This window comes from Nocardioides sp. NPDC023903 (genome assembly GCF_040639295.1).
Classification (GTDB): Bacteria; Actinomycetota; Actinomycetes; order Propionibacteriales; family Nocardioidaceae; genus Nocardioides.
On sequence record NZ_JBEZZS010000061.1, the window covers coordinates 1 to 11,423 of the forward strand.

Below are 11,423 nucleotides of genomic sequence, written 5' to 3' on the forward strand. Positions count from 1 at the left end.
CCCGACCGCGATGTTGAGCCGGCCTTCACCGAGGTAACTCGGTGAACGGCCGCTTCCGTTTGCGGAACTACTACACCCCGAGCTCGTCGGCCAGCGTGGCCAGATGGAGCTCGAAGAGGGCGGCTGGGTCGCCGAAGCTGTCAGGTCCGAACTGACCGAAGATCTCGAAGCTGACCCGGCCGAAGAGACTCGTCCAAACGAGCACACCGCGGGTGAGGCAGGCGTCGGGCAGGTCGAGGCCGAGCTGGTCGCGGATGCCCTGGAGCCCCATCTCGAGAGCGGGTGAGACCTTTTCCGGCTCCTCAGGCACGCGCAGCCGACCGGCCGCCATCGCTCCGGCGGCCAGACGCAGCATCGCGGTCGGGACGCGGGTGCCAGGCACGCTGGTGCGCTCGTCCGGCGCGGCATAGCCCGGGACGGGCGACCCGAAGAGCAGGGCGTACGTCGCCGGCTCGGCGAGCGCCCAAGTCCTGACCGCGCGGCCGAGCGCCACAAACTGGGCTCGGTGGTCGTCCTCGGGGGCCGCGGCGACGGCGTCGTCGACGGCCTCGCCCAGCTCGTCGTACCCGGAGACGAGGAGCAGCGTCAGCAGCTCGTCGCGGTTCTTCACGTAGCGGTAGACCGCCGAGGAGACCACGCCGAGATCGCGGGCGACCGCGCGCAGCGAGAGCGCGGCAGCACCGTGGATCGCCAGGTGCTCGCGGCCGATCCTGACGATCTCGTCCATGGTCTGCGCCCGCGCCCGTTCGCGCGGGGTGCCGTCTCGTGAGGTGGCTGTCATGGCTCCATCGTGACCCGACTCAGAGAGCGCTGTCAACAAAAGTGAGCAGTGCTCTTGCTTTTGCCGACGACTCGCGCCAGACTCATTCCGAGAGCACTGCTCTCGGAACCCTCGAACTCAGGAGACAGCCATGAACAGCACCCACCTCGTCATCGGCGCCGGCCCCGTCGGCTCGACCATCGCCCAGCAACTCGCCGCCCGCGGGGACCGCGTACGCCTCCTCACCCGCTCCGGCAGCGGCCCGGTGCACGCGAGCATCGAGCGGCTCCGCGGCGACGCCACCGATCTCGACACCGTCACCCAGGCGGCCGTCGGCGTGAGCGCCGTCTTCCACTGCATGCACGGCAGTGCCTACGCCGCCGACACCTGGCGAGCCGAGCTCCCCCGGGCCGAGAAGGTCGTGCTCGAGGCCGCCGGACGGGCCGGTGCGGTGGTCGTCTTTCCGGAGAGCCTCTACGCCTACGGCCACGTCACCGGCCCGATGACCGAGCAGACACCGCGGAACGCCGACTTCGGCAAGCCTGCGGTGCGGGTCGAGCTGCTCCGCGCCCGCGATGCCTCACCGACACCGACGGTCAGCGTCGCGGCCTCGGACTTCTACGGTCCGCTGGTGCGTACCGCTCACGCCGGCGAGCGCATGGTGCCGACGGTCCTCGCCGGCCGCACCATGCGCGTCCTCGGCGACCCGGACGCGCCGCACTCCTGGACGTACGTCCCCGACCTGGGTGCCGCGATGATCAAGGCAGCCGACGAGAAGACCCTCTGGGACACCTTCCTGCACGCACCCACCGCGCCCGCGGTCTCGCAGCGGGAACTCGTCCAGCTCTATGCCGACGTGGCCGGGGTCGCCGCGCCCCGGGTCGGTCGCATCCCCACCTGGACGATGAAGGCGATCGGCACGGTGCACGCCGGCACCCGGGAGCTGGCCGAGATGGTCTACCAGTTCGACAAGCCGTTCGTGCTGGACTCCTCGGCCAGCGAGGCCCTGCTCGGCCTGGCCCCCACCCCGCTCGAGACCGGGGCCAAGGCGACGGTGGACTGGTGGCGTACGCAGGCCTGAGCGCGGCAGGGCTGGAGCTACCGGGCGCTCCAGCCGCCGTCGATGGCCCACGAGGCGCCGGAGACCATCGAGGCGTCCGGGCCGGTGAGCCAGCCGACCAGGGAGCCGACCTCGTCCGGCTCGACCAGCCGCTTCACCGCCACGTCCTGCAGGAGCACCTGCTCGACGACCTCGGAGGCCGGGACACCGTGCACCTCGGCCTGGTCGGCGATCTGCTTCTCCACCAGCGGCGTACGCACGTAGCCCGGGTTGACGCAGACGCTGGTGACCCCGTGCGGGCCGCCCTCGAGGGCGGTGACCTTCGAGAGTCCCTCCAGGCCGTGCTTGGCCGAGACGTAGGCGCTCTTGAAGGGGGAGGCGACCAGGCCGTGCACGGAGGAGATGTTGACGATGCGACCCCAGCCATTGGCGTACATGTGCGGCAAGGCGGCCCTGACCAGCAGGAACGGCGCGACCAGCATGATCGAGTGGATCCTGCGGAAGTCGTCGGGGTCGAACTTCTCGATGGGGCTGACCCGCTGGATACCGGCGTTGTTGACCAGGATGTCGACCTCCAGGGTGAGGTCGTCCAGCTCCTCGGTGGCGGTCAGATCCACCACCCACGCCTCGCCGCCGATCTCCTCGGCGAGAGCATGGGCGGCATCGCCGGCCACGTCGGCGACGACGACCCTCGCGCCACGGGCGGCGAGCTCGCGGGCCACCGCCGCGCCGATCCCCGAGGCGCCGCCGGTGACCAGGGCGCGCCGGCCCCGCAGGGCCGTCGTCGCTGAGCTCACGCCGGGCTCACCTCGCGCTCGGTACGCTCGGCGTCGGCGCGGTCCAGGGCCCGCAGCGAGGTGCCCTTGGTCTCCTTGAGGGTGAGCACGACCAGGCCGGTGATGATGCCGGCCACGGCGAGGTAGATCGCGGTGTTGGTCCAGGTGCCGGTGTCCTTGAGCCAGGCGATGGCCAGCAGCGGCGCGAGCGAGCCGGCGAAGATCGAGGTCACCTGGTAGGAGATCGAGATGCCGGAGTAGCGCATCCGGGTCGGGAACATCTCGGCCATGATCGCGGGCTGCGTGGAGTACATCAGCGCGTGGATGGCCAGGCCGGCGATCAGCGCCGCCACGATCGCGAGGTTGTTCTTGGTGTCGAGCATCGGGAACGCCCAGAAGCCCCAGGTCGCGCCGAGCACCGCACCCACCAGGTAGACCGGCTTGCGGCCCACGCCATCGGCGATCCGGCCGACGGCGAGGATGAAGAAGAAGTGGCAGGCGTGCGCGACGGCGATCAGGCCGAGCAGCGCGCCCTGGTCCATCTTCTGGTCCTCGACCAGGTAGACGATCGAGAAGGAGACCACGAGGTAGTACATGATGTTCTCCGCGAACCGCAGGCCCATGCCCTTGAGCACGCCCAGCGGGTAGCGGCGGAGCACCTCGAAGACGCCGTAGCCGGTCGAGGCGGACTCGGTCTGCTCCGCCTTCGCCTCCTCGAAGATGGGCGAGTCGGTCACCGAGCGGCGGATGAAGTAGCCGACGACGACCACCACCGCCGAGAGCCAGAACGCGACCCGCCAGCCCCACGCCAGGAATGCGGCGTCGGAGAGCGTGATGGTCATCAGGGTGAGCACCAGCGTGGCGAGCAGGTTGCCCACCGGCACCGCGGCCTGCGGCCAGGCGGCCCAGGTCGCTCGCCTGTCGTCGGGGGCGTGCTCGGCGACCAGCAGGACGGCGCCGCCCCACTCACCGCCCAGGGCGAGCCCCTGCACGAACCGGAGCACCACCAGCGCGATCGGCGCGAGGAGGCCGATCTGGTTGTACGTCGGCAGGCAGCCCATCAGCACGGTGGCGACACCGATCAACATGATGGTCAGCTGCAGGGTGTACTTGCGGCCGAGGCGGTCGCCGATGTGGCCGAAGACGACGCCGCCCAGCGGGCGGGCGACGAACCCGATGGCGTACGTCACGAAGGCGGCGATGATCGCGTCGTAGGCGTTGCCGGTGGCCGGCATGATCACCTTGGCGAAGACCAGCGCCGAGGCGGTGGCGTAGAGGAAGAAGTCGTACCACTCCACGACCGTGCCGGCCATGGAGGCCGCCACGGTCCTGCGGAGCAGGCTCTGGTCGGTGGGGGCGGCGGTGGCGCCCGGCTGTATCGAGGACATGGCTGGGAGTGTGACAGCGATCACGATGTGCTCGCAACGCGCATGTTGGCACACGGCGTGAACGCAAATGCACATTGATGGATAGGGTGGCCCGATGGCCACCTCCCCGTCGACACCACCCTCCGCCGACCAGCTGCTGGTGCTGCTGGAGGTGGCACGCAGCGGCCGCTTCACCACCGCCGCCCGCTCGCTGGGACTGACCCATACGACGGTCAGCCGCAACATCTCCGCCCTCGAGCGCGCCCTCGGCGGCCGGGTGCTGGTGCGCGGCTCCGACGGCTGGGCGCTGACCGCTCTCGGTGAGCGCGCGGCGCGAGCCGCCGAGGGAGTCGCCGAGTCGCTGGCCCGGCTGGCGGCCGACGAGCCGGCCGACCCGGTGGCCGGCGTGGTCCGGATGTCGACGACCGACGGGTTCGCTGCGTACATCGCCTCCCCGGCCGTGGCCGCGCTGCGGCAGGACCATCCCGAGCTCTCGGTCGAGATCGTCACCGTGACCCGGCAGGCGGCCCAGCACCGCTCCGGCGTCGACATCGAGGTGGTGGTCGGCGAGCCGGCGGTGAACCGCGGCCGGGCGATGCACCTGGGCGGGTACGAGCTCGGCCTCTACGCCTCCCCCGGCTATCTGGAGCGCCACGGCGCCCCCGGCACGATCGAGGAGGCCGTACGCCACCGGCTGGTCTACTTCGTCGACTCGATGCTCCAGGTCGACGACCTCGACATCCCCCGGCGGCTGCTGCCCGGCATCCGCGACGCGGTCACCTCGACGAACGTGTTCGTGCATGTCGAGGCGACCCGGGCCGGGGCCGGTCTGGGACTGCTGCCCTGCTTCATGGCCGACCGGCACCCCGACCTCGTCCGGCTGCTCCACGAGGACATCCACCAGCGGCTGCCCTACTGGGCGGTCGTGCATCCGGAGTCCTGGCGCCGGCCTGCCGTGGCCGCCGTCGTGGGCGGCCTGCGGGAGCAGATGGACGAACAGCGAGATGCCCTGATCGGCCGGTGACGCCCGCGGACCGACCATCAGCGACAATTCACGGGTGCCACATTCGACTCGGGCAGCCGCCGTGCGTCTGGTGGCATTCTTCGTGGCCGGGATGCGGCTCGCGACCCTCGCGCAGATGGCGCCGTCGCTGCTGGCGGCGATGCCCGCGCTACCCCGCGCCGACCACCCCTGGCTGACCGGGGCCAGCTGGGTTCTGGCCACCGTCATGCTCGTTGCGATCACGGCGATCACCCTGGTCACCCGGAGGCCGCCGGGGGTGCCGTACGCCGTGCTCGACGTCGCCGTGGCCGTGGCACTGCTGATCGTGGGGCTGTGGACGGTGCCGGTGGAGATGCGTACGGGCACCTGGGTGGGGTTCCAGCTGGGCTATGCGCTGTGCGTCTCCTGCGGGCTGTCTGCCGTACGCTCGCGGTGGCTGTGGATGTTCCTGCTCGCCTCGCTGGCGGTCGCCGAGGCGGTCTACATCGCGCCGACCGTGGACGGCTGGGCCGACCTGACCGGCGCACTGAGCACGTGCCTCACCCTGCTGGTCCTCGGGCCGCTGGCCTGGTTCGGCTGTCAGACGATCGTGCGGATCGGGACGGAGGCCGATGAGGCGCGGCGCTATGCCGCCGAGGCCGCGAAGGCCGAGGAGGAGCGGCGTGCCCGGCTCGCGATCCACAACGGCACCGCGATGATGCGGCTGCTGGTGGAGACCGACTCCGCCGACCGCAACGGCGCGCTGCGCTCGCAGGCCGAGGTCGAGCTCAATCGGATGCGCGCGTATCTGAGCGGTCAGACCCCACCGCCGGTGAGCGAGGCGACCAACCTGGCCGCGGTGGTCACCGCCGTCGGCGCGGAGTTCGACGACCTCCCGATCACGGTGGTCGCCGACCTCGCCCAGGACGTCGCCCTCCCCCGCGGTCTCGCCGACGACCTGGCCGCCGCGCTGCGCAGCCTGCTGCTCAACGTACGCCAGCATGCTCGGGCCGGCCGGGTCGTCCTGCACGCCGCCGAGGACGAGGACGGCTCCGGCTGGGACGTCACCCTGCACGATGACGGCATCGGATTCGATGCCTCCTCGACCGACTTCGGGGTCGGCCTGCGCGAGGTGGTCGTCGAACAGCTCGCGCGCTCGGGCGTCGACGTCGAGATCAGCAGCATCCGCGATCTCGGCACGACGATCACGCTCGCTCAGACGACCGTCGCGGAGGTGTCGTGATGACTGCCGCCACCTCCGGGCCGCGCTTCAGCCATGTGGACGACGCGACCGCGATGCGCGCCTCGCTGAGTCTGCTACTGCCCGACCTCACCTTCGTGTCCAGCCACGAGAACGTCGAGGACCTGCTGGCGGCGAAGCCCGAGGCCGACGTGGTGATCCTCGACCTCCACCTCGCCAACACCGGCCAGCCCGACGCCTCGCAGGGCACCACGGCGATCCGGCGCATCGTCGAGGCGGGCTACCGGGTCTGCGTCTACTCCCAGGAGGAGCGCCGGTTCGTGCTCGCGGCGTGCCTCGCGGCCGGGGCGACCGGCGTGGTCTCGAAGGCGGCCTCGCTGGCCGAGGCAGAGGCGGCGTTCCGCGCGGTCGCCGCCGATGAGCCGGTGATCCCCCCGGGTATCACCGGCCTCATCGAGGTCCTCGTCCGCCGCCGCAGCATCACCGTCCTCACGCCGAGGCAACGCGAGGTCCTCGCTCATCGCGCCCGCGGACTGACGTACGCCGAGATGAGCCGTTCGATGTACCTGTCCGAGTCGACCCTGCGCGGCTACTGGATGGAGCTGGCTCAGCTGGTCTCGCAGTATCTGCGCGAGACCTCGCCCGGCGACATCGAGCACGCCCTCGGGCTGCGCCCGGGGGACCTGCTCGACCTCTGGCCGGGTTAGAGGGCCTAGCTGCTGATCCCGCTCCACTTCCACGAGCCGTCGGTGCCGACACGGGTCGAGGCCGAGAAAGTCGTGCTGTGCCCGATCCCGCTGCTCTGGCGGATGCGTACCGCGTTGCCGGTCGTCGGGTTGATCAGCACGATGTCCTTGGCCGCGACCGAGCCGTCGGCGTCGTAGCAGTTGTGCACCGACATGTAGCGCCATCCGGTGCCGAGGCTGCGGACGACGTACTTCTTCGCCTCCGCCGGGCGGTCGGGACGTACGACGATCTGCTCGAGCTTGTTGGTGCTCGGGTTGATCGAGTAGAGCAGGTTGTACATGACCCCGTTGCGGCTCGTCCACACGCCCGCGACGGTCGTGGTGCTCGGGAGCGTGACCGGCAGGTTCGTGACCGTGCCGAGGCGGGTGCCCGCGCTGGAGTAGGTGAGCGCCGTCTGCTGCACGACGCCGGAGGTCGTGACGCTGTAGACCGCCGTCGTCGGGCCGTTCACGACCTTCTTGGGGTTCCAGCCGGTCACCGCGGTGCCGTTGGAGCGGTAGAGCTGCGCGGACCTGGTCTCGGACAGCACGGACTGCCCGTTGGTTCCGCCGATGGTCACGGTGCGGCCGGTGCCGTCGGTGCCGGGCACGATGTAGCTGGTCTTCCAGGTGGTCTCATCACCGGCGCCGCCGATCTCGATCCAGGCCCGCGGCGACCAGCTGACCGTGCCGGCGCTGCGGTAGTTGCTGGTCACCGTGCTGTTCTTGATGCCGCGCTTGCGGATGTAGCCGCCCGCCTTGCCGTTGATCGAGCCGGAGCAGTTCACGGTGCCGGCCGCGGCGGCCGGCGAGCTCGCCGCTCCGAGCGCGGTGAGCGATCCGGCCAGCAGAGCCGTGCCAGCGATTGCGACCAGAGCTGAACGGCGCTGTCGAGTCTTGATCTTCATGCCGCCGAGGGTATGGTCCGCGACCCCTTCAGCGGTCCCAACGAATCCGCACAGTTCGCGACTTCTTAACGTCCACTAACTGGGCGAAATCGTCCCATAACCTGGACGACGCGCTTCGGATGGGTAGCGTGGCCGCCATGTTCACGAAGGTGTTGGTTGCCAACCGCGGTGAGATCGCGATCCGAGCTTTCCGCGCAGGCTTTGAGCTCGGGGCCAAGACGGTCGCCGTCTTTCCGTACGAGGACCGGGGCTCAGAGCACCGGCTGAAGGCCGACGAGGCCTACCAGATCGGAGAGCTCGGTCACCCGATCCGGGCCTATCTCGATCCAGACGCGATCGTCGAAGTCGCCAAGCAGAGCGGCGCGGACGCCATCTATCCCGGCTACGGGTTCCTCTCCGAGAACCCGGCACTGGCCGAGGCTTGCGCCCGGGCCGGGATCACGTTCATCGGGCCGTCGGCCGAGGTCCTCACGCTCACCGGCAACAAGGCCACCGCCATCGCGGCGGCGAAGGCTGCCGGCGTACCCACTCTGCAGTCGGTCGAGCCGTCCACCGACGTCGACGCGCTCGTCTCCGCCGCCTCCGTCCTGCCCTACCCGCTGTTCGTGAAAGCGGTCGCGGGTGGCGGTGGTCGCGGGATGCGGCGGGTCGACTCCCCCGACAAGCTGCGCGAGGCGGTCGAGACCTGCATGCGCGAGGGCGAGGCGGCCTTCGGTGACCCGACCGTCTTCATCGAGCAGGCCGTGGTCGAGCCGCGCCACATCGAGGTGCAGATCCTCGCCGACGGCACCGGTGAGGTGATCCACCTCTTCGAGCGTGACTGCTCGGTGCAGCGCCGCCACCAGAAGGTCGTCGAGATCGCCCCGGCACCCAATCTAGACCCTGAGCTGCGGGAACGCATGTGCGCGGACGCGGTGCGGTTCGCCAAGGAGATCGGCTACTCCTGCGCCGGCACCGTCGAGTTCCTGCTCGACCCCGCCGGCAACTACGTCTTCATCGAGATGAACCCGCGCATCCAGGTCGAGCACACCGTGACCGAGGAGGTCACCGACGTCGATCTGGTCCGTTCGCAGATGCGGATCGCGTCCGGCGAGACGCTGGCCGACCTGGGTCTGACCCAGGACTCCGTGCAGCTGCGCGGCGCGGCGATGCAGTGCCGGATCACCACCGAGGACCCCGCCAACAACTTCCGCCCCGACACGGGCATGATCACCACCTACCGCTCCCCAGGCGGTGCCGGGATCCGCGTCGACGGCGGCACGACGTACGCCGGGGCCGAGGTCTCGCCCCACTTCGACTCGATGCTCGCCAAGCTCACCTGTCGTGGGCGCACCTTCGAGGACGCCGTCACCCGGGCCCGGCGGGCCGTGGCGGAGTTCCGCATCCGCGGGGTCGCGACGAACATCCCGTTCCTGCAGGCGCTGCTCGACGACCCCGACTTCATCTCGGGCTCGATCACGACCTCGTTCATCGAGACCCACCCGCAGCTGCTGACCGCGCGGGCCTCCGGTGACCGCGGCACCAAGCTGCTCACCTACCTGGCCGACGTGACCGTCAACCAGCCGCACGGCGCCGCGCCGGTCTCGCTCCACCCGGTCGAGAAGCTGCCGAAGCTCGACCTCTCCGAGGCTCCGCCGAAGGGCTCTCGCGACCTTCTTCGCGAGCTCGGGCCGGAGGGTTTCGCCGCCGCACTGCGTTCCCAGGAGCCGGTCGCGGTCACCGACACCACCTTCCGCGACGCCCACCAGTCGCTGCTCGCGACCCGGGTCCGCACCACCGACCTGCTCGGCGTCGCCGGCCACGTCGCCCGGCTGACGCCGCAGCTGTGGTCCCTGGAGGCATGGGGCGGAGCGACGTACGACGTGGCTCTCCGCTTCCTCTCCGAGGACCCGTGGGAGCGGCTGGCGCACCTGCGTGAGGCGATCCCGAACGTCAACCTGCAGATGCTGCTGCGCGGTCGCAACACTGTGGGCTACACGCCCTACCCGACCGAGGTCACCGACGCGTTCGTGTCGGAGGCCGCCGAGACCGGGATCGATGTCTTCCGGATCTTCGACGCGCTCAACGACGTGTCCCAGATGCGGCCCGCGATCGACGCGGTGCGGGCGACCGGGACCTCCGTCGCCGAGGTGGCGCTCTGCTACACCGGTGACCTCTCCTCGCCGGACGAGAAGCTCTACACGCTCGACTACTACCTGCGGCTGGCCGAGGAGATCGTCTCGGCCGGGGCGCACGTGCTCGCGATCAAGGACATGGCCGGGCTGCTGCGGGCGCCCGCGGCGCGCACCCTGGTGACCGCGCTACGGGAGCGGTTCGACCTGCCGGTCCACCTGCACACCCACGACACCGCCGGTGGTCAGCTGGCCACGCTGACGGCCGCCATCGAGGCCGGTGTCGACGCCGTAGACGCCGCGACCGCGTCGATGGCCGGCACCACCTCCCAGCCGCCGCTCTCCTCGCTGGTGGCGGCGACCGACCACACCTCGCGTGCCACTGGCCTGTCGTTGGCGGCGGTCAACTCGCTCGAGCCCTACTGGGAGGCCGTACGCCGCGTCTACGCGCCCTTCGAGTCCGGACTGCCCGCGCCGACCGGCCGGGTCTACCGCCACGAGATCCCGGGCGGCCAGCTCTCCAACCTGCGCCAGCAGGCGATCGCGCTCGGGCTGGGCGAGAAGTTCGAGCAGATCGAGGACATGTACGCCGCGGCCAACCAGATCCTCGGCCGCGTCCCCAAGGTCACCCCGTCCTCGAAGGTCATCGGCGACCTGGCTCTGTCGTTGGTCGCGGCCGGTGCCGACCCGGCTGCGTTCGAGGCCGACCCGGCTTCGTACGACATCCCGGGCTCGGTCATCGGGTTCCTCAACGGCGAGCTCGGTGACCCGCCGGGCGGCTGGCCCGAGCCGTTCCGCAGCAAGGCGACCGCGGGACGCACCTGGAAGGCGGCATCGCCGACCCTGTCGGCCGAGGACGCTGCCGGGCTCGCCTCCGACCGCCGTGGGACGCTCAACCGACTGCTCTTCCCCGGACCGACGAAGGACTTCACCGAGGCCCGTTCGAAGTGGGGCGACGTGTCGGTGATCTCGACGCTCGACTACCTCTACGGCCTGCGCGAGGGCGAGGAGCACGTCGTCGAGCTCTCCGAGGGCAAGACGGTCATCTTCGGACTCACCGCAGTTTCCGAGCCCGACGAGCGCGGCATCCGCACCGTCATGGCGACGATCAACGGCCACCTGCGCCCGATCGGGGTACGTGACCGCTCCGTCGCCGCCGAGGTCGCTGCCGCCGAGAAGGCCGACCCCTCCGTTCCCGGCCAGGTCGCGGCGCCGTTCCAGGGCGTCGTCACCATCTCGGTCGCGGCCGGCGAGTCGGTCAAGGCCGGCGACACCGTCGCCACCATCGAGGCGATGAAGATGGAGGCGGCCATCACCGCCCCCGTCGACGGCACCGTCTCCCGCCTCGCCTTCTCCGGCACCCAGTCCGTCGACGGCGGCGATCTGGTCCTCGTCCTCGGCTGAGCCGAGACGTCAGCTGCGTCGGCCGAGATGGCACAGTTCGAGATCGATGAGCTGCGCCTGCAGGAGCCGCTCACCGAGAGCTACAACGTAGCCCCGACCAACGATGTCTATGCCGTCGTCGAGCGCCCG

At 70.5% G+C, this 11,423-nt stretch carries 9 protein-coding genes; 5 read left to right on the top strand and 4 right to left on the bottom strand.

The genetic code is table 11. The annotated features are described in order from the left end of the window. Positions 1 to 70 precede the first annotated feature (70 nt). Positions 71 to 781, bottom strand: a complete 711-nt coding sequence (locus AB0F44_RS29605; protein ID WP_357360874.1) for a WHG domain-containing protein — start codon at positions 779 to 781, stop codon at positions 71 to 73. A 130-nt stretch (positions 782 to 911) separates the two neighbouring features. Here AB0F44_RS29605 and AB0F44_RS29610 point away from each other — a divergent pair, with 130 nt between their 5' ends. Further along, the gene (locus AB0F44_RS29610) at positions 912 to 1,841 is read left to right on the top strand and encodes an NAD-dependent epimerase/dehydratase family protein (RefSeq protein ID WP_357360876.1); all 930 of its coding nucleotides are present in this window, start codon (positions 912 to 914) and stop codon (positions 1,839 to 1,841) included. Between the two features lie 17 nt (positions 1,842 to 1,858). Here AB0F44_RS29610 and AB0F44_RS29615 read toward each other — a convergent pair whose 3' ends face one another. Continuing rightward, positions 1,859 to 2,617: a 3-hydroxybutyrate dehydrogenase gene (locus AB0F44_RS29615; RefSeq protein WP_357360878.1), complete on the bottom strand. Its 759-nt coding sequence runs from the start codon at positions 2,615 to 2,617 to the stop codon at positions 1,859 to 1,861. Next, a complete protein-coding gene (locus AB0F44_RS29620; protein WP_357360880.1) occupies positions 2,614 to 3,984 on the bottom strand; it encodes an MFS transporter in 1,371 nt (456 codons plus the stop codon). Before AB0F44_RS29620 ends, AB0F44_RS29615 begins: the two co-directional genes overlap by 4 nt. 94 nt (positions 3,985 to 4,078) lie before the next feature. Here AB0F44_RS29620 and AB0F44_RS29625 point away from each other — a divergent pair, with 94 nt between their 5' ends. The 3 genes from AB0F44_RS29625 to AB0F44_RS29635 are packed head-to-tail and all read left to right on the top strand — an operon-like array spanning position 4,079 to position 6,853. After that, the gene (locus AB0F44_RS29625; protein WP_350666625.1) at positions 4,079 to 4,987 is read left to right on the top strand and encodes a LysR family transcriptional regulator; all 909 of its coding nucleotides are present in this window, start codon (positions 4,079 to 4,081) and stop codon (positions 4,985 to 4,987) included. A 34-nt stretch (positions 4,988 to 5,021) separates the two neighbouring features. Next, positions 5,022 to 6,188, top strand: coding sequence for a hypothetical protein (locus AB0F44_RS29630; protein ID WP_357360882.1), 1,167 nt, complete (start codon positions 5,022 to 5,024; stop codon positions 6,186 to 6,188). Beyond that, on the top strand, positions 6,188 to 6,853 hold the full coding sequence (locus tag AB0F44_RS29635; RefSeq protein WP_357360884.1) for a hypothetical protein: 666 nt from the start codon (positions 6,188 to 6,190) through the stop codon (positions 6,851 to 6,853). Before AB0F44_RS29630 ends, AB0F44_RS29635 begins: the two co-directional genes overlap by 1 nt. A gap of 5 nt (positions 6,854 to 6,858) precedes the next feature. Here the strand turns inward: AB0F44_RS29635 and AB0F44_RS29640 are convergent, their stop codons facing one another. Continuing rightward, a complete protein-coding gene (locus tag AB0F44_RS29640; RefSeq protein ID WP_357360886.1) occupies positions 6,859 to 7,779 on the bottom strand; it encodes a hypothetical protein in 921 nt (306 codons plus the stop codon). 137 nt (positions 7,780 to 7,916) lie between these two features. Between AB0F44_RS29640 and AB0F44_RS29645 the strand changes: the two genes are divergently transcribed. Beyond that, entirely contained in the window at positions 7,917 to 11,294 is a 3,378-nt protein-coding gene (locus AB0F44_RS29645) for a pyruvate carboxylase (protein ID WP_357360888.1), read from the top strand. Positions 11,295 to 11,423: the final 129 nt, after the last annotated feature.